Below are 19,369 nucleotides of genomic sequence, written 5' to 3' on the forward strand. Positions count from 1 at the left end.
CCGCAGGACCGCAAACATATTCATCGCCATCAGTAAGGATGATCGTGAAAGTCCTACTCCCCGTGCCCGATACAGATTTCGACGTCACCGAGGTCGCGGTCCCCTGGCACGTCCTCACCGCCGCCGGACACCGGGTCGTCTTCGCCGCCGAATACCGGGGAACCCCACTCGCCGCGGATCCGCTACTGCTGACCGGTGTGCTGTTCGGGCAACTCGGCGCCAAACCCGAAGCGAAGAACCTCTACCGCCGCCTGCAGCGCAGCCCCGAATTCGCCGATCCCCTCGCCTGGCAGGATCTCGACCCGACCGACTACGACGGACTCCTCCTACCCGGCGGCCACGCGTCCGGGGTCCGCCAATTCCTGGAATCGACTGTGCTGCGGGCCAAAGTCGCCCAGTTCTGGCAGCTGAACCGCCCCGTCGGCGCGATCTGCCACGGCGTCGTCCTGCTCGCCCGCACGATCGACCCCGGCACCGGCCACAGCGTCCTATACGACCGCAACACAACAACACTCCCGAAATACCTCGAACGCACCGCCTATTACCTCACCGCCTGGCGCCGCGGCCGCTATTACCGCACCTACCCCGAATACGTCGAGGACGAAGTCCGCGCCGCCCTCGCCCATAACGACCAATACGTCCGCGGCAACCCGGTCCTCACCCGGCACGGCACCGCCACCGATCACACCGGCGCCTTCACCGTCCGCGACCGCAACTACCTGTCCGCCCGATGGCCCGGCGACGCATACCTTTTCGCGGAACAGTTCCGGGACATGCTCTCCAGCTGAACCTCGCCCTCACCAGCACGATCGTGGGCGTAGCGGGGGCGGAACGGTCGTGAGTACTTCGCCGTTCGATTCCCGATCAATCCGATGCACTGCTGTCCAGGGTCGTTCCGCCGGTCGAATCGAACGGCTCTGGAGTGCCTGTCCTGCTACGAGTCCGACGAGCTGGGGATGGCGCGACGGCCTCACTGTTTCGCGGCATGACCCGATATACGCGCGCGTCGGGTTACCGCAGGCACAGTAGCCGGGAGATGGGCCGGGGCCGACCCCGGAGGGCCGACCCCGGCACCGCGGTCAACGGATCACAGCGTTACCGACACGAACCGATTGGCTGATTCGCGCACCGGGCCATCGGCCACACCCACGCCGACGGTCGGGAGGCTCGGTTCCGACGAAACAGCCTTGGTCGCAGCCGCTTTCGGAGCCAGCAGATTCTGCAGCCCAGCCACAACCCGCGCGGTGTCGACATCGACCGCCACCGGCTTTCCGCTGACACGCTTGCGCAGGCTTCGAGTGTTCGGCACTCCGGTCGATTTCGAAACCAACAACACCGGTAGCGGACCGGTAATCGACGCCAGGCACAGGAGGCAGCCCACCACGACCGCGAGCAAGGCGAGAATCACCGTCGAAACCGGCACCGCCGGACCGACCGCGAGGATCGCGAACGGCAGGAACGGAATCGTCAGCACCGCGGCGATCACGGTGGCAGCCAACGCGATCACCGCAACAGCCGCAGCCACCACAATCCCGACGGCGACGCCGAGGACATCGCAGACCAGGGTTACCGCGGCCAGTGCGATCAGGACCGCACCCACACCCACGGCGTCGACGAGCCAGATCGCGGCGACGAACACGACCGCGACCGGCACCGTGACCAGCCACAGCGGAGGGAACAGCGCGCTGACGACGAGCAGGAAAGCCGCGAACGCGAGAACTGATACGCCCCAAACGATTCCGAGCCCGAGGGCACCGACCGCCAGCTGGACGGCCGCCACATTACCGACCACCATCGTGGTCGCGACCATGGCAAGCACGCCCGCCAACATCGCGCCGAAGATCAGCGGTGCGCCCGCCAGTGTCAGTGGTGGGCAGACGATGGCCAGCACCACCGCCGCGATGGCGTCCGCGGCGACCTCGACCACCGCCAGCGCGTATCCGCTGACGAACGACGCCGCGAGGATGACGATGGCCGCGCAGAGCGCCGCCAGCAGGAAGGCGCCGCCTTCGATCAGCGTCTGCGCGGCCGCACCGATGCACAGCGCGGACAACGCGACCGCCACGACCGCGGCCAAGACGAAGTCCGCGATCAGGACGAACGGAATCGTCCACGGCATGAGCACCATGGGCACCAGCGAGCCGACCAAAATCAGGCCCGTCAGACCGGCGATCAGCAACAGCCCGATTCCCACGGTCAGCACCGTGGCCACCATGCTCACCGCGAGTTCGCCCAACAGCAGCAGCATCCCACTGACAACCGGCAACGCGATCAGCACCAGATAGATCAGCGGCGCGAGGAAAGACCCGATGACCGGCAGACCGAGGATCAGCAGCGCTGAGGCGATCGTGCCGAATCCCCACGCCGAAACGATGGCTACCAACGTGCCGATGGCGAGCATCTTCCCCACACCGGCCACGAGATAAGCCATCAGGACACCGACAACCATCAGGATCGCCAACCCGACGATCGTGAACGCCAAGTGCACGAATACGGCGACTATCGAACCGACGATCGAAACCGGAGACAACCAGATCGCAGCTACCCCGAGCGCCGCGATCACCACCGCGGCAGCGATACCGCCCAGAGCGAGCGCACCGAGAACGAGTGCACCCAGCACGACCGCTCCCAGACCGAAGCCCGTGACGACCACACCGGCCAGCGCCGACCCGCCAATCACCAACGCTCCCAAGGCCAATGCGCCCAAACCCAGGACCACGGCAGCACTGCCGGCCAGAATCGGACCGCCCGCCGCGGCAACGCCCAGGGCAAGCACACCCAACGACGGGGACGCGGCCACTACTCCGGTAGGAACAAGCCCGCCCACCAACAGCGCACCGAGACCCAACCCGCCGAGAGTCAGCACCGGCGCGGCGATAGCGGCCAGAACAGGCCCACCCACCAACAGCGCACCAATAGCGGCCGTGATAGCGATTCCGACCGAAACCGAGCCGCCCGCCACGAGCGCCCACAGCGCCACCGCACCCGAAACCAACACCAGCGCAGCGGCACTCATCGCACCCCCGACCAACGTTCCCACACCCGGCGCCAGCAGCGCGGCTGCGATCCCGGCCAGGACCGCCCCGCCGACGACCAGCGCGGCCAAAGGCAGCGCACCCAGCCCCAGAACCACGGCAACCGTACCCGGAGCCAACGCTCCCGAAATCAGCACCGCCGCAGCGATACCCGCCGAAACCACCCCGCCCACAATCAGCCCACCGACCACGACCGCCACAGCAATACCGGCGACAGCGAGCCCACTCACCAGCACCGCTCCGAGGCCCAACGCACCCGAACTCAGCACCAGGGCCACGGCGACAATACCGGCGATCACCAACAGCTCACCGAGACCCAACCCGCCGATGATCGACCCACCTATCACGACCGCAGACAGGATCTGCCCACCCAGACCCACCACAGCAGCGGTAACGATCGCACCCACAACCAGCACACTCACCGCAACCGAGGCGGCAATCCCAGCGAGAACGAACCCGCCCACCAACGACGCACCGAGGCTGAGCAAAGCTGTGGCCACAGCGGCCAGAATCGACCCACCCACCACGACCAGCGCACTGACGGCGACCGTGACAGAAATACCGACCGAAACCGATCCGCCCACCGCGATCGCACCCAGGACCAGCGCGCCCAGGCCCAGCAGCAAAGGCGCGGCAACGATCATGCCCAGAATCAGCGCGCCGACCACGACCGCGGCGGCTACGCCGACGAACACGAGCCCGCCGCCTGCCAGCACGCCCAGGACCAGCGCACCCAGACCCAACACCGCCGTCACAGCCAGCACCGAAAACAGCGGCAGCACGACGATCGCACCAGCGGCCAGTGCACCGGCCACGACCGCGACTACGTCCAGCAACTCCGTCTCCACGACGACGTATCCGCCGAAAACTATTGCGGTGTGGTGCATCTGGTCCGACAGGACCTCGAGCAGCGACGCCAACATCGCGCCGGGGTTGGCGACAGCATTGAGCACCGGGCTCAGGAAACCGGCCAGCGGCGCGAGCGAGGCCATCAGCGTTCCGGACCGGACCACCTGAACGAGCGCGCCGAACAGCGCGGTCATCGGCAGAGACCCCGCGGCGACGGCCGCCAAGGTCGGAGCCGCCTCCCGCAGCACCGGCGCGAAGTGCATGAGCACCGGCCGCACCACCTCGGCCAGCGGCCCGGACTGCAGCAGCAGCGTCAGACGATCGGTGACGACCGTCTTGATATCCGCGCCGGATGCGATGTCGCGCAAGGCCGGAGCGATCTGCGCGAGCACCGGGGACCAGTCACTGCTCGTGGCGCTGGCCAGGACGGGCTCGACCAGTTCACGCAGCGCCTGGGTCGGATCCTGTCCGCCCTCGCGCGGCGCGCCGAAGACCTCGCGCGCCTGGGCGATCAGCGTATCGATCACGGTGTCGCCGGAATCGCGTCGGGCCCCGGCCATTTCGGTGGCATCGCGGACGAAGGCGAGCACATCCTGCACCGGCTGCCGCAACGGACCGGCCGGAACCTGTTCGGCCCACGCGCCGATCTGCGTCAAATTCAGGCCCGAGCGCTGAATTTGGCTGACCGCACCAGCGATCTCCTCGATCTCCGAGGGAACGCGACCGATGCCACCGTTGGCAGCGGCAGACTCGGCCGCGGGCTCCACGGCCGACACCGCCCGATGGATCGCCGGCGCGACCGACATCGGGTTGGAGGTCGTCTCGAAGACCGGCGGGGCCGGATCGTCCGGTCGCTGGGTCGCCGGATCGCGCACGGCATCAGCGAATGCGCCGAGCGGTGTAGCCAGCGGGCTACCGTCGGCCATCGACTCGGCTCCGGTCAGCGCCGAGTCGAGCTGGGCACGGGCGCCCGGGTCGAGGTAGGACCCGACGACAGCGCCGATCCGGCCGAGCGGGCCGAGCGGGCCGTCACCATCGGTCGCGGCGGCCGTCGCCGAGACACTCTCGGCCTGTGCGACACTTTCGGTGCCGAGCGACGCTGCCGCGATCGAGGCGAACGCGGCAGCCGCATACAGCCCCCGCCGATTCCTGTCGGTCTTTCGTCTGTGCCGGCCCGAAGGCTTGGTGATCGGTGTCGTACGACCGGGTTCGTAGTCGTTGTGCAGCTTCATGTCTCGCCTAGCCTTTCGATCGAATGAACCAACTGCGGACACAATCTGTTGCAACGTGCGATGCAGACCGCGAGCGTGAACTGGCAGCCCGCGGAATCGACGGGCATGCGCGCCCGTCGGGGTATTGCCGAGCCAAACGATGTTCCGTTATGACCTCACCGAAAACTCCCGTCCATCGGATGCAGCGATCAAGAGTTCTCGATAACGATTTTGCGAACTCTCGAAAATATATTGATTCCAGATTTCCGAAAGAGCAACAAATATTCTTGTGAGCAATATTTCCCTACAACGAATAATGATGAACCGGCGACAGAGCACGACTATCGAACACCCGAAAATTCGGAGACATTCAGACTCACCGATCCGCAGCGGATCCGCACGGGAGAATCATCCCTCCCCGGCCACACCCATTCCGTCGGATCGAATGCGTCGCTGGTCGTTGCCCGGCCGGCCGATCGACGGCAACAATAATTCAACTATTGGCGATCCAATTCTCGACGGGACCACCGTGAAGTCGATCAGCGCAACGCCACATACAGGCGAGGCGCTATCGACTGTATATAGCGGCCGATACCGCAACAATTCACCCGGCGGGACGTACCTAGCCTCAGGCCGTGAAAAACGTGGGCGAAAAGCGTCACCGCCATCGTCGATCGGCAATGCGCGGCCGGGACCACGGGAAATGAATGTTCTGCACAATCAGTGGCCAGGGGGCCAATCGGTGTGCGCATCAGCGGCGACACCAACCGTTCGAGACATGTATACTAAATTTGTCTCGCCTGTATCACAGCGCGGAGCGGTGCTGGAACCAGAGCTGGTCGTCAGGCTCGCGATCCTGCCCTCCCCGTCGCACAACCGGCCCACAGTCGGCCGGCCCGAGGAAGGATCCCGATGGCACTGCTGGACGTCCACCGTGACGGCGCGGTCGTGACCGCCGCGCTGAACAATCCGCCGTTCAATTTTCTGACCAGCACGCTGGTCGACCAACTCCATGCCCTACTCGATGAAGCCGAGGCCGACCCCACGATTCGGGTGATCGTGCTGACCAGCTTGGTACCCGAGGCTTTCGTCAGCCATTACGACGTCGCCGAGATCCTCGAGGGCGCCCAGCGAGTCGGCATCGCCGTCGGCCCGATGCTCACCCGGTGCGGATTGGGTTTGATGCGTGCGGTGAACCGGGGCCGGGTGATACGACGGCTGCTCGCGCGGACCCCGGGCGCGGGCATAGTCGCGCTGTTGCGCTTCCACGAATTGACAGCGCGGATGCGCGATTCCGACCTGGTGTTCGTGGCCGCGATCGGCGGCATGGCGCTGGGCGGCGGCTGCGAACTCGCACTGGCCTGCGACATCCGCCTGATGGCCGAGGGCCCACACGGGATCGGTCAGCCCGAAATACTGCTCGGACTCGTCCCGGGCGGGGGCGGCACACAGTTGCTGACTCGCGCGATCGGCGCCGGACGCACGATCGAGCTCGCGCTGGAGGGCCGCCCGCTGACCCCGGCCCAGGCCGCCGCCTGCGGCCTCGTGCACCACGTCGTGGCCCCCGACACTCTGCTCGCCGAGGCGCAGCAGGTCGCCGCACGCCTGGCAAGCCGCCCACCGGCCGCTGTCAAAGCGATCAAGCACGCGGCATACCGCTACGGCACCCTGCCGATCACACGCGGCCTGAAATACGAACGCGCACACCTACTGTCCCTCGCCAGCCGTACCGACACCCAGAACTCGATCACCGCTTACCTGGACCTGGTCCGCCAACACATCAGCCACAGCGGCGGGGTCGCCGACTTCGCCGACAAGTATCTGGCCGCCCTGATCGCCGGAGCTCCGGCGAGCACGCTCCTTCCCGAATCGCGGTAGACCCCACTGGGGCGCACGACGGGTCGCAATCCAGCACAGCTATTGACAATGATTGTTGTCTAAACCATTCTGAAACCGCCGCCCGCGGGTCGAGGTCACCGATCCCGCACAGCTGCGCAAACTCGTTTGGAGCGAGTGAACCGAGCCGTCCCCTCAATCTTCACCAGGAAATCGACATGGTCCACATACATCACCGCGGAGCCGCGGACGTGCCGCTCGGATTCGCCTTCGCCTACGCCTCCGATCTGCGCAACGCCCCCGAATGGCTGTTCGGCATCACCCGGATCGACGTCCTGGGAGACATCCCGGTCGGAGTCGGAGCCGTCTACGACGGCACCATGAAGCTGGGGCCGATCACGCTGCATTCGACGGTCCGCATCGTCGAATGGGAACAGAACTCCTACGCGTGCGCCGAATCCATCGCAGGCTTCGAAACCCGCTCGACCTGGCGGCTTCGCGCTGTGGAGGACGGCACGACCGAGGTCGTGGTGGATATCGACTACGAGTTACCGGGAGGCTTCGCCGGTAAGGCTCTCGGCCATGCCCTCGAGCCGTTCGTCCAGATCGCGGCGCAACGCTCGGAAGCAGCCCTGCGGGCGGTACTGGAGCGTCGCTACGCCGACGCGGCCTGACCGCCATGTTCACCGGCAATCGCCCAGTTCGCCCGTCACCGAGCCCCCAATCGGGTGTGGCGGCGTTCACCTACGACTGGTATCTTCACCAATTGACATTGATTGTTGTCAGTTCGGTGGCGGGAGTCCGCCCCTTACCGGACCGTTCGGCACAGACATTCGGGAGACGGATATGGCGAAACAGCCCGCTGTGATCGAGGCTCGGGCCGCCGACGAGGGCACCGAGTCCCGTGGCGAGACGACGGTCTCGATGCGGCTGAGCACGCTGATCCTGCTGGGCGCGGTGGTGCTGCTGGCCATCGGCGTCCTGGCCTCCGGGTGGGGCTGGTACGCCGCGGCCGGCGCGCGCGAGGCCGCCCGCACCGACGTCGCGGCGCTGCGCACGGCCTCCGACAACCGTCATCATGCCGAACAGGTCGCCGGTGATTACGCGCTCGGCGCGGCGAACATGGACTTCAAAAACCTGCCGGACTGGTCCAAGCGGTTGACCGCCAACACCTCCCCCGAGCTGGCCCACAAGCTGACCCAGGCCGCGACATCGATGGAGCAGATCATCGTTCCCCTGCAATGGGTTTCGACGCCGACGCCGATCGCCGCGATCGTACGTTCCGAGCACGATGGTGTGTATGTCGTGAACTGCTTCGTCAGCGTCATGACCAAGAACACCCAGGCGCCGGACGGAATCCAGTCCACCGCCACCTACACCGTGACCGTCGACAAGAACGCGGACTGGAAGATCACCGACGTCGGCGGGATCGATTCCGCGTTGGGCGGCAAGTGACTTCGTGATCGAGACGAGCTGATTCGACGATGAGCGGCCCCGATATCGCAGTCCCGCCCGGCATCCGCCGAGCGGTGCACCCCCTCACGGCCACGACCGCTCGCGTGGTCGACCACCTCGGCACACTGCTACGGATGAGCGCGGCAACGGTCGGCCGCTCGATTCTGTTGACCGGCGCCATCATCGGCTTTCTCGGCCGCGACCTGATACGCGGGCGGGTACCGGCCGGCGAATTCGCCCAGCAGGCATGGCATCTGCTGAAGGTTACCGCGGTACCGGCGGTGCTGATGGCGATCCCATTCGGCGCGGTGGTATCGGTGCAGGTCGGTGGCCTCGTTCAGCAGGTGGGCGCGAGTTCGCTCACCGGTGCCGCCAGCGGGCTGGGCATCATCCGGGAAGGCGCTCCGCTGGCCGCCGGACTGCTGTTGGGCGGCGCGGCCGCATCGGCGGTCGCCGCCGATCTGGGCGCGCGGGCGATTCGCGAGGAGCTCGACGCGATGCGGGTGATGGGGGTCGATCCGGTGCAGCGGCTGGTGGTCCCGCGATGTCTGGCACTACTGGCGATCGCCCCCGCGTTGCTGATCTTCATCGTGATGGTGGCAGTCGGATCGGCCTATATCGTGGCCGTGCGGGTGAGCGACGTCAGCCGCGGCAGCTTCTGGGCGTCGTTCGGATCCTTCGCTACCACAACCGATCTCGTGTTCGCGGTGATCAAAACGGTGGTGGCCGCGGCGCTGGTGGCGATCATTGCCGGATTGCGCGGACTGGAAGCCCACGGCGGGCCCCGCGGGGTCGCGGATGCGGTGAATTCGTCGGTGGTGCTGTCGGTGACCATGATCATTTTCGCGGCTCTGCTGATCACCCAGTTGCAGACCATGTTCTTTCCCGGGCAGCTCGCATGAGCACCTCGGCTCCCTCCCGCTACCGCCCGTTCCCGAGGGTGAGTCGCACGGTCGACCGGGCACTGCGGCCGATGAGCGCTGGGCTGGCCGAGGTCGGGCAGGTGGTCGTATTCATCGCCCACACGGTGTGGCTGCTGCCGGTCACGGTGCGCCACTACCGATCTCAGACCATGCGGATGCTCAATAATCTGGCCTGGGGCCGGGGTTCGCTGATCGTCGACGGCGGCGTGGTGTCGACGATGCTGATCATGGGGTTGGCGGTCGGGGCGATCGTGTCGATCGAAGCCTTCGCCGGACTGAACCTGATCGGCTTCGGCGCGCTGTCGGGGGTGGTCGGCGGGATGGCCAATATCCGAGAGATGGCGCCGATCGTCGCCGGGGTGGGTTTCGCGGCTCAGGCCGGGTGCCGGATGACCGCCGAGATCGGCGCGATGCGGATCTCGGAGGAGATCGACGCGATCGAATCCCTTGGGGTGCGGTCGATTCCGTTCGTTGTCGGCACCCGGCTCCTCGGTGGCCTGCTGTGTGTGGCGCCCGCGTATCTGGCGACGCTGCTGCTGAGTTTCCTCACCTGCCGCACTATCGTGACGGTGCTGCACGCACAGGCTGCCGGTACCTACAACCATTACTTCGAGCAGTTTCTCGACCCGGTCGATGTCGGCTTCTCGCTGGTGAAGGCGCTGCTGTTCTGCGCGGTGGCGACCTTGATCCACTGCTATTTCGGATTCTTCGCCGCCGGCGGCCCGGCCGGGGTGGGCATTGCCAGCGGGCGCGCGATCCGCGCCAGCCTGGTCGCGATCATCCTGCTCGATCTGATTCTGACGGTCCTGCTGTGGGGCGTCACACCGGAATTCGTGTTCGTGGGGTGAGCACCGCGATGTCGTATCTGTTGGTCGGGTCGCAGCAGCGACAGCGCCGTATCCTGATCACCGTCGGCGCCGCGACGATCGCCGCGATGCTCCTCGCCGCCGCGATCGCTCTGCGCTTACCCGACCGATCCACACCGGAGACCATCCATCTCACACTCGCCACTCCGGATGTCGGACAAGGCGTACGGATTGGATCGAAGGTGATCTTACACGGAGTACCCGTCGGCGAAGTCGACGCGGTGACAACCGAAGACCACGGTGTCGAGTTGGCAATCCGGTTGCAGCGCAACGCCGTCGACGGCGTGACCGATGCGTTCGATTTCGACTACCGGCCGGTGAACTATTTCGGCGTCACCGTGGTGAACCTACGCCCACACGGCGGTGGGCGACCGCTCGCGGACGGGCAGCGGATCACGCGCGCCGCCGAAGGCGATTACACGATGGCCGCGATGCTCGACCGCTCCTCGGTCATCGTCAACGGAGTGGTGACCGACCGGATGATGGACGTGTTGCGCCGGACCGCCGATTACGCCACCGGGCTGGCGCCGCTGATCGAGACCGGATTCATCGCCACCAATGCGATCGCCGAGACGCAACGACGACTGCCGAGCGACCAATTGCGCTCGCTCGACGCGGTTCTCGATCCGCTGCCTGGATTCGCCGACGCCGCAATCACGGGGACGACGGCCATCCGGGCCATGCCATCCGGCCATGAGGTGGTGGACAACTTCGGTCCGATGAACGAGACGATGCAGCTGATCGCCACCGGCTTCTTCGGCCCCCTCGGCGCGCTACTGGGCTCCCATGCCGGGGACTTCACCCCGTCGACCGAGATGGTGCGCGCCCTGTCCGACGCCATGGGCCAGTCGATGGCGAAAGCCCGGGGCGGCGACCGTCTCCAGGCCCTGCTGGCGGGCCTGGACTCCGCTTACTCCGGTCCGGACGGTGACAAAGCGCTGCGGGTGCGGGTCGTGCTGGACTCGCTGCCCGCGCTCGCGTCGGCTCTGCCATTACCGCCCGGGGGGCCGCGATGACAACCACTCGTCAGGCGCTGTGGCGATTGGCCGTCGCCGCAGCCGTCACGGTCGTGCTGTTCGTCGGGGTCGTCAATGCGCTACGCAACCCGGTGCAGTCGCAAACCGCCTCCTACACAGCCGATTTCACCGATGTCTCGGGACTGAAGGTGGGCGCCGATGTGCGCCGCCACGGCGTCCAGGCCGGTAAGGTCACCACGATCGATATCCGCCACCAGGGCGGTCGCAACATCGCCGAGATCGGATTCACCCTCGACCGCGCCCAGCAGGTCACCACGGACACCCGGCTGGCGGTGAAGTATCAGAACCTCAGCGGTCTGCGCTACATCGACATCACCGATCAGGCCTCGGCCGACACGAGACCGCTGCGACACGTGCCGCTCACCCAGACCACCGGCTCGTTCGACATCACCGCGTTGTTCAACGGGCTCGAGCCGGTACTGCGGGCGCTGGATCCGGCCCAGGTGAACACGCTGGCCGCCAACCTCGCCGCCTTCCTCGACGACGACGGCACTGGCCCGGCGGATCTGGCCGCGAACATCCGCGCCATCGCCGACTACACCGCCGACCGCCAGCACACGATCGCCACCCTGGTCGGCAACCTCGCCACCCTGGCCCGCACCATGAACGGAAAGTCCGCGCGCGTCCTGGAATTCATCACCAACTTCGATCCCGTCATCGACCGCACCATGACCGTGCTCGACCAGTTCTATGCCACCGCCCAGTACGGGCCCTCGTTCGTCGCAGCGGTCAACCGCCTGCTCACCGCAGTCGGCCTGCACGAAAACACCGACCTCGACGCCCTACTGCGCGCGGCGTTGTCGACGATGACCAACGCACCGGAGGTGCTGCGGTTGCTCCCACCGATGCTCGCCGGACTGCAACAGCTCACCGCCGCACCGAACGTGGACACCCACTGCGGCAACGGGATCGCACCGCTGCCCTCGACCGTGCAGGTGCTACTGGCCGGACAGCGGGTGGTGCTGTGTCGTCGTTGATCGGGTGGCCACGTCGGTGGTGGCGCTCCCGCCGGGCCGAGAGTCGGCAGGTGCTGCTGGGTGTCTGCGCCTATGCCGTCGCCCTTGTCATCGCGGCCGCCGCCGCGATCGTCTATCTGGCCCCGCCCGACCGGCACACCGTCGCCTTCGACATCTCCGACGCCGCCGCCATTCACGTGGGTGACGACGTACGGGTGGCCGGTGTCTCCGTCGGCAAGGTCAGCCGAATCAGCCTGCAGCCGAGCGTCGTACGCGTCGAGTGCAAGATCCGCGACGGCGTGTTCCTCGGCGCCGACACCGCCGTGGCGGTGCGGATGCTCACGGCCGCGGGCGGCTACTACGTGGCCTTGGAGTCGGCCGGCGACACTCCGCTGCGGGGTGTCATCGCGATCAGCCACGCCCGGCCGCCCTACAGCCTGCCCGATTTGATACGCGACGCCCCGGGCAAACTCGACGCCCTCGCTACGCCTGATATAGGCGCCAGTCTCGACAAGATTGCCACCGGGCTCGATGCCGCCCCCGGGTCGGTGCGGTCGCTGATCGACGCCGTGCAGGGTTTGGCCACGATCTTGGACAAACAGCGCCGGCAGGTCGAATCCACCCTGACCGTGTCGCGGGAGTACCTGAGCGCCTTCGACGACAACCGCGAGGTGCTGTTCGCGATGCTCCGCAAGGCCGCGGTGGTGCTGCGCGTACTCGAAGACACCCACATCGAATTCGGGCAGGCATATCAGGGTCTGGCCGAGATCTTCGGCAGGGTCGCCGTGCTGACGCGGTTCTACCAAGGTCACAGCGATGAAGTCGGCGCTGCCGCACAGCAATTGGAGGCCGCCGCGCACAGTGTGGGCACCGATGTTCCCACCCTCATCGACCAGTTGACGCAGTTCGTGAACTACCTGCAGCAGGTTCTCGGCCCCGACGGTATCCATCTCGTCGCCGGGGACCAAGTTTTGGCCACCGACCTGTGTGTCCCGATTCCCGGAAGGAGTTGCTGATGGCCCGCCGCCGCGGTCTGCTCGTGCTCGCCGGCACCGCGACCGTCGTCGCCGCGGCCGTCACGGTCGCACTGCCCGCCGAATCCCCTGCCACGCACGGGTTCTGCGCGATCATGAGCGATGCGATCGGACTGTATCCCGGCAACACCGTCACGCAGATGGGTGTGCCGATCGGCCGCGTCGACCGCGTCGATGCCGACAGCACCCGTGTGCGGGTCGCCTTCACCGTCGACAACCGAGCCCTGCCGTCCTCGGTCAAGGCGGTCACCCGCTCGACCTCCATTCTCGCCGACCGCAGCCTGGAGCTGATCGGCAACTACACCTCCGGCCCCAGACTCCAAGCCGGACAGTGCATTACGCCGGACAACACCGCGACCGCCAAGAGCGTCTCCGAAATCACCTCTGCCACCGCCACTCTGATCAACGGCGTGACCAGCGCCGGAGACGGTCACGCCGCGCAGCGGCTGCTCGCGGCGCTGACCGGCCAGCTTGCGGGCAACGGTCCCGCCGCCGGTGCGGCACTCGCCACCGCCGGGCAGGCCGCCGCCGATCCCGACCCGCTCGTGGCCACGCTCGGCCAAATGCTCACCGACACCGCCCCGCTGGTCTCCGCGGCCGACCGGAACTGGAGCGATGTGGATTCGGCGATCGCGAACGCCCCCGAGGGCCTGAACACGGTGGCGACGGTGGTGTTTCCCGCCATCACCAAGATCTTCCACTATCTGCCGACAGCGATGGACATGATCCTCGACATCCAGCTGCGATACGGGAAATACCTGTGGCCGGGTTTGGACGCGGTCGCCGCCACCCTGCACTTGGCCGCCACCCATGTCGACAGCTTCGAGAAACTCGCCGATTCGTTGCCGATGCTGTCGGAGTCGGTCCGCGCGGTCGCGGCCGCACCGGCCGGGGAGCTCCCGGTGATCACTCCGCGGGTGCGTGTCCAGGTCGGCGATCCCGCTCGGCTCTGCGCAGTGCTCGATTCGGTTCCCGGCCGATGCGCGCCGGTCGCCGGTCAAGCCCAGCTCACCGACGTCGATGTGCTGCAGCTGGTGCTGCGGGGCGGGGTCGGCCGATGAGATCAGGCTCTTTCCTCGGGCTCGCCGTCATCGCCGCGGCGCTGACCGCGTGCGCGGTGAATCCCGCGAAAATAGCGCTGCCGCAGGGGTTGTCCGAGCGCACCTATCCGGTCACGCTCGAGTTCGCCGACGTGCTCAACCTGCCCGACGGAGCCAAGCTGTCCTTCGACGGCGTCGGTGTCGGGTCGGTGCGCCGCATCGCTCTGGAGGGAGCCGTCGTCGTAGTGCACGCCGATATCGACTCCCGGGCACGGATACCGGCCGATGCCTCCGCCTCGATCACCCAGGACACCGTGCTCGGCGACCCCTACATCAAGCTTCAACGGCCAGCGCCGGACCCGAATGCCGCTGTGCTGCACGCCGATTCCCGTATCCCAGTCGGCCACACCAGCTCCCCGCCACCGGTGGAGGACACCCTGGCCGTGCTCGCGAACTTCCTCGGCACCGGCTCGCTCCAGCGGATCCAGCGCTCGATCGCCGACCTCGACACCGCCCTGCCGCACGACACCGACCAGATGCGCCGGATCGCGGCCACTCTCGCCGGTGACCTACGTGACCTAGCCGCACACAATGACGAAATCGACCGCGCCCTCGGCGATCTGATCGCCGGGGCGCAGGCGATGAACGCCCGCGCCGACGATCTGACCGCCGCCTTCGACCCACAGACGATGCGGTTCTGGGCCCATCTGAAGGTCCTGCTGGGCAATATCGGCGTGCTGCTGCCCTCGGTCGGCAGCGTCTACTCCGGCGGCTATTGGCTGGTGCCGCTGCTGAACTCACTCGCCGGCACCGCCGAAGGGGTCGGCGACCCGACCGGAGACGCGGTCGCCACGGACCGGTTCGTGACCGGCACCCTCCTGCCGTGGCTGCGCTCCCCCAAGGTCGACATCGCCGCGGTGGTCACCGGCACCGACCACACGGCCGAGATCGCCGACGTCCTGCGAATGCTGGGGGCGATCCGATGACGATCAAGAACACTGTCTCGCTCGCCGCACTGCTGGCGTTATCGATCGTTGCCGTACTCGCGATCGGCGGCCAGGGCGTGGTGTGGCTGCCGCCACGCGATCAGCACGAGGCGACGCTCGTCGTCGCCGACGCCAACGGCCTGACCTCCGGGTCGAAACTGCTGCTGCGCGGCGTCGGCATCGGCCGGGTGACCGACGTGCGGGCCGCGGCCGACCGGGTGGAGGTCGACTTCCGCTACCACGGCGATCGCCGTATTCCCCTCGACAGCGCATTCCGCGTCGAAAACCTCTCCACCCTCGGTGAAACGTATCTGGCCGTACTCCCGCACACCGAGACCGGTCCATTCCTGGCGGATCACCAGCGCATCGCGGCCGGACCGGCCACCGTGCCGACCACCTTCGGCGAACTGTCGGTCGCGCTGATCCGACTGCTGAACGATCTGCCGCCCGCCCAGATCACCGCCCTCACCGACGAACTGTCGGCCGCGCTCCCCGCCGAGCCCACGAGCCCCGCGAATCTCGCCCGCGCCGGAAGCCTGCTCGCCACCACGCTTCTGATGAGTTCGGGCACCATCCGCGCTCTGCTGACCGACGCCCAGAGCCTGCTCGAACGCAGCGGCCACACCGGACCGGCCATCGCCGCCGGCACCGACTCGGTCCGTGCGGCCGGAGTCAACTTCGCCGCCATGGCCCAGACCGCGATCGAGATGATGCACACCAACGACTATCCGAATGTGGTCCATGTCGGCCCGCTGGCCGTCTTCGCCGGATTACAGCAATTCGAGGACAAGGCCGGCGCCGACGTCCACACCCTCACCGCGCCGCTGCTGCCCTCGATCCAGGCCGGCGCCGCCGCCATGGGCGCCCTCGACATCAGCAGACTGCTCGATACCGCCATGGCCGCCGTCGCCACGCCCGGTGCGGTCACCGTCCACCCGATCGGGCCGAGGTAGGCGGGCGTGTCCGGGACCGATCGGACCGCGGATCGGGGCGGGCGGCAGCCGCCGGGAATAATCGACCCCATGGTGTCGGAACCGAGCCCCGGACGCAGACGCCCGTACCGGTTCGCCGGTATGAGCAAGGAAGCCCGGAGGAACGCACGCCGCGAGGTGTTGCTGGAAGCGGGCATCGACGTCATCGGCGAGGTCGGGATCGCCGACACCAAGGTCCGCGAGGTCTGCGCGCGGGCCGAACTCACCGAGCGCTATTTCTACGAGAGCTTCCCGAACTTCGATTCTTTCGTCCATCACGTCGTGCAGACCGTCGGCTTCCGCGTCGCCATGCGTCTGCTCGGCAAGGCTCTACCGATCTCCAACGGCCAGGAGCGGCTGCGGGCCGTGGCCGGCGAACTGGTGAGCATCTTCGACGAGGACCGCCGCGTCGGCCGGATCCTGCTGGTCGAAACCGCCCGCGCCGGTGGCGAATTGGCACAGATGCGTCAGCAGATGCTCTACGGCACAACATGGTTGATGACCATGTGGCTCGACAACCCCGACCAGGATATGGATCTGGCCGCGGTGACGGCCCCCTTCATCGCCCAGTACGAGCAGGGCGACACACCGTTCGACACACCGGTCCTGGGTGACATCGACACCATCGCCATCGCCGGTGCGTCCGCGGAGATGCTCACCGCCTGGGTCGACAACCGTCTGGCCATGACAGCCGACGAACTCGTCGACTATGTGCTGCGTTATATCGACCAAACCGTCGCCTGGCAGAAGCAGAGCCCGTCGACCGGATCGTCGCAAGCCTGAGTCCGACCCCGAAGGTGGGGGCCGGCGGTTCGCCTGGCCCCCACCGTGTTTCGTCAGCGCACGCGCTGCAGAGTCACGGGCAGTCCGCCCTCGATCGTCGTGGAGAACGTCGAGGCATGTTTGGGCGTCCAGCCCTGCGGCGTCCGCATCCGGTACCGCTGGAACAACAGCGTCAGAATGAATTGCGCGTTCATATACCCCAGCTGGGAACCGATACAGCGGTGCGGGCCGGTTCCGAACGGGATGAACGCATTCACCGGCCGTGACGACACGACCTGCCGGTCGGCGAACCGGTTCGGGTCGAACCGATCCGGGTCCGGCCACCAGCGCTCGTCGCGGTGCAGCGCGTATACCGACACCCCGATGATCGTGCCTCGCGGGATGAAGTAGCCCTCGATCTCGTCATCGTGCAACGCGATGCGCGGATGGAACGGATGCCCCTGCAACCGCTGCCCTTCGTCGAAGCACGCCTTCACCCATTCCAGCCGCTTCAGGTCCGCGAACTCCGGCCGATTCCCGCCCAGCGCATCGACTTCCGCGATCAGCTGCTCGCGCGCCTGCGGGTGGCTGTCCAGCAGCGCCAGCGTCCACGACACCGATGCCACCACCGTCTCGTAGCCGCCCGCGATCAGGATCGCCAACTCCGCGATCAAGTCCTTGCGCGACAACGGTTTCCCGCCCTCGGTGCGGGCATCGAGCAGGATCTGCAACATGTCGGTGCCCTCGATCGGGTCGGCCGACCGCCGGTCGATCTGCTGCCCGATCCATCCCGTGATCCGCCGCCACGCAGCAGGGAGGGTGTCGCGGCCCGGCAGTGGCACCATCTTGGGGATCGGCGCCAGGAAGATGGCCGCGGCGAACGATTGCAGCAGCAGCCGCAGATCGTGGTCCAGCCGGCGTATTTCGGCGTCGGTGGGCACGATGCCGAACATGGCGCGCATGAATGCGGGCATGGTCAGCCAGGCGATCTCGTGCTGCAGATCGACCGTCTCCCCCGAGTCGGCCCACCGGCCCCAATCATCGATGCGGGTGGCGAATTCGTCGACGATCTCGTCCGCCAGCCCGTTGAGCGAGGAGTGTTTGAACATCGGGGTGATCAGTTTGCGCCGCTGCCGCAGCACGTCCCCCTCCAGCAGCGGTATGGTCCGCCCGACGATCCGGTGCGCCAACACGTCGTAGTGGCCGACCATGCTGTATTTGTCGGTGTCGCTCATGATGTAGCGCACCAGATCCGGAGTACCGACCGCCACCATGTCCAGCACCGGCAGCGGGACGCGGAAGATGTCACCGTAAGTGTTGCCGCAGATGCGCAGGTATTCGAACGGATCGCGCTTGAACTCGCGCAGCACTCCGGTGACCGGGCGCCCCACCGGGCCTGGCGGCAACCGCAGTCCGCGCCGCGTGGCGACAAGGGGTTTCCGGATGCCGCGCACGGGGTTTCGCGTGATCGCGAACCGGTCGGGCTCGACAAGGGTTGCTCGGCGCTCGATGAGCAGGCTCATGCGGGCACCTCCGCCGCCTGCACAGGTTCGACAGCCCGGGTTCGCGACGAGTGCTGCGCACGCAGCCTCCGCACGGTCGGCGAGTAGGCCGCTGCCACAACGGCTCCCAAGTTCAACGCGGTCGACACCACCGCCAACGCCCACGACACCGGCCGCGACGCGTCGTTGTGGATGGCGTAATAACTGGGCAGCGTGCACACCAGCGTGTAGGCCAGATACACCGCGGGGGCGATGAACGGCACGATCACCACGCGTCGCCAGCCGTGCACGTGCGGCAGGATCGCCGCCATCGCCCACCCGATGAGCACGAACATGCCGCCGTTCTGCACCAGACTCGGCAGCGGGATCCCGAACACCAGCGCCTTGTTGTCGTAATAGAGCATGACGCCGAAGTGGCAGCTGATCATCTCCCCGACGCACTCGGTGACGGAGATGAACGCCGCCCAGGCGAACAGGTCGCGGGCCGCGCGCCCGTTCTCGATGATCAGATACGCGCCCATGGTCGCAATGCCGATCCCGCCGGTATAGGTGATCACCACATGCCACGGGATCGGCCGGTCGACGATCGTGACGACCGGATCGATCACGTTCGTCAGATAGGTCGTCGCGCCGATGACGTCCAGCCACGGCTCGACATAGAACGAGAACACAACCAGCGCACCGAGTGTGATCAGCCAGAACAGCGCGGCGTTCGCCCGGTCGTGCACCACGATCAATCCCACGCCGTAGACCACGCTCGCGACCAGCGACGCTATCGCGACCCCGAGCAGCAGCCACGCCGCCACCAGACCCGCGTACGTGACCGGCGGCGGCGCCCAATTGCCTGCCGAGAGGTAATGCAAGATTTCGTTCCCTTCGAAGAACCGGCACGGTTGCCGCAGCAGG

General features: G+C 67.0%; 16 protein-coding genes. 13 read left to right on the plus strand and 3 right to left on the minus strand.

Translation table 11 applies throughout. From position 1 onward, the window contains the following. Window positions 1-44 precede the first annotated feature (44 nt). A complete protein-coding gene (locus NP4_RS06515; protein WP_082875632.1) occupies window positions 45-788 on the plus strand; it encodes a type 1 glutamine amidotransferase domain-containing protein in 744 nt (247 codons plus the stop codon). 299 nt (window positions 789-1,087) lie between these two features. Here the strand turns inward: NP4_RS06515 and NP4_RS06520 are convergent, their stop codons facing one another. Beyond that, window positions 1,088-5,116: a hypothetical protein gene (locus tag NP4_RS06520; RefSeq protein WP_067993352.1), complete on the minus strand. Its 4,029-nt coding sequence runs from the start codon at window positions 5,114-5,116 to the stop codon at window positions 1,088-1,090. 891 nt (window positions 5,117-6,007) lie between these two features. Here NP4_RS06520 and NP4_RS06525 point away from each other — a divergent pair. The 12 genes from NP4_RS06525 to NP4_RS06580 all read left to right on the plus strand — a co-directional run bounded on the left by NP4_RS06525 (window position 6,008) and on the right by NP4_RS06580 (window position 16,982). Then, window positions 6,008-6,973, plus strand: a complete 966-nt coding sequence (locus NP4_RS06525) for an enoyl-CoA hydratase/isomerase family protein (RefSeq protein WP_067993353.1) — start codon at window positions 6,008-6,010, stop codon at window positions 6,971-6,973. 176 nt (window positions 6,974-7,149) lie between these two features. Then, window positions 7,150-7,605, plus strand: coding sequence for an SRPBCC family protein (locus NP4_RS06530; protein WP_067993354.1), 456 nt, complete (start codon window positions 7,150-7,152; stop codon window positions 7,603-7,605). Between the two features lie 172 nt (window positions 7,606-7,777). Then, a complete protein-coding gene (locus NP4_RS41970; RefSeq protein ID WP_067993357.1) occupies window positions 7,778-8,386 on the plus strand; it encodes a hypothetical protein in 609 nt (202 codons plus the stop codon). Between the two features lie 29 nt (window positions 8,387-8,415). Further along, window positions 8,416-9,288, plus strand: coding sequence for an ABC transporter permease (locus NP4_RS06540; RefSeq protein WP_082875601.1), 873 nt, complete (start codon window positions 8,416-8,418; stop codon window positions 9,286-9,288). Continuing rightward, window positions 9,285-10,157, plus strand: coding sequence for an ABC transporter permease (locus tag NP4_RS06545; RefSeq protein WP_067993366.1), 873 nt, complete (start codon window positions 9,285-9,287; stop codon window positions 10,155-10,157). Before NP4_RS06540 ends, NP4_RS06545 begins: the two co-directional genes overlap by 4 nt. After that, a complete protein-coding gene (locus NP4_RS06550; protein WP_067993375.1) occupies window positions 10,154-11,191 on the plus strand; it encodes an MlaD family protein in 1,038 nt (345 codons plus the stop codon). The genes NP4_RS06545 and NP4_RS06550 overlap by 4 nt, the downstream gene beginning before the upstream one ends. Next, window positions 11,188-12,189 carry an MlaD family protein gene (locus NP4_RS41530; protein ID WP_067993377.1) on the plus strand — a complete coding sequence of 334 codons (1,002 nt, stop codon included), beginning with the start codon at window positions 11,188-11,190 and terminating at the stop codon, window positions 12,187-12,189. The genes NP4_RS06550 and NP4_RS41530 overlap by 4 nt, the downstream gene beginning before the upstream one ends. Before the next feature lie 50 nt (window positions 12,190-12,239). Next, window positions 12,240-13,184, plus strand: a complete 945-nt coding sequence (locus tag NP4_RS41535) for an MlaD family protein (RefSeq protein ID WP_067993380.1) — start codon at window positions 12,240-12,242, stop codon at window positions 13,182-13,184. Beyond that, window positions 13,184-14,263, plus strand: coding sequence for an MlaD family protein (locus tag NP4_RS06565; RefSeq protein WP_067993383.1), 1,080 nt, complete (start codon window positions 13,184-13,186; stop codon window positions 14,261-14,263). The genes NP4_RS41535 and NP4_RS06565 overlap by 1 nt, the downstream gene beginning before the upstream one ends. Next, a complete protein-coding gene (locus tag NP4_RS06570; RefSeq protein ID WP_067993385.1) occupies window positions 14,260-15,228 on the plus strand; it encodes an MlaD family protein in 969 nt (322 codons plus the stop codon). Before NP4_RS06565 ends, NP4_RS06570 begins: the two co-directional genes overlap by 4 nt. Then, complete coding sequence (locus NP4_RS06575) at window positions 15,225-16,181, plus strand: MlaD family protein (RefSeq protein ID WP_067993389.1); 957 nt, start codon at window positions 15,225-15,227, stop codon at window positions 16,179-16,181. The genes NP4_RS06570 and NP4_RS06575 overlap by 4 nt, the downstream gene beginning before the upstream one ends. A 120-nt stretch (window positions 16,182-16,301) precedes the next feature. Then, on the plus strand, window positions 16,302-16,982 hold the full coding sequence (locus NP4_RS06580) for a TetR/AcrR family transcriptional regulator (protein WP_169813671.1): 681 nt from the start codon (window positions 16,302-16,304) through the stop codon (window positions 16,980-16,982). 53 nt (window positions 16,983-17,035) lie between these two features. Here the strand turns inward: NP4_RS06580 and NP4_RS06585 are convergent, their stop codons facing one another. Next, window positions 17,036-18,484, minus strand: a complete 1,449-nt coding sequence (locus NP4_RS06585) for a cytochrome P450 (protein WP_082875604.1) — start codon at window positions 18,482-18,484, stop codon at window positions 17,036-17,038. After that, window positions 18,481-19,326: a hypothetical protein gene (locus NP4_RS06590; RefSeq protein ID WP_114755531.1), complete on the minus strand. Its 846-nt coding sequence runs from the start codon at window positions 19,324-19,326 to the stop codon at window positions 18,481-18,483. The genes NP4_RS06585 and NP4_RS06590 overlap by 4 nt, the downstream gene beginning before the upstream one ends. Window positions 19,327-19,369 lie beyond the last annotated feature (43 nt).

Source organism: Nocardia pseudobrasiliensis NBRC 108224 (genome assembly GCF_001613105.1).
Lineage (GTDB): Bacteria > Actinomycetota > Actinomycetes > Mycobacteriales > Mycobacteriaceae > Nocardia > Nocardia pseudobrasiliensis.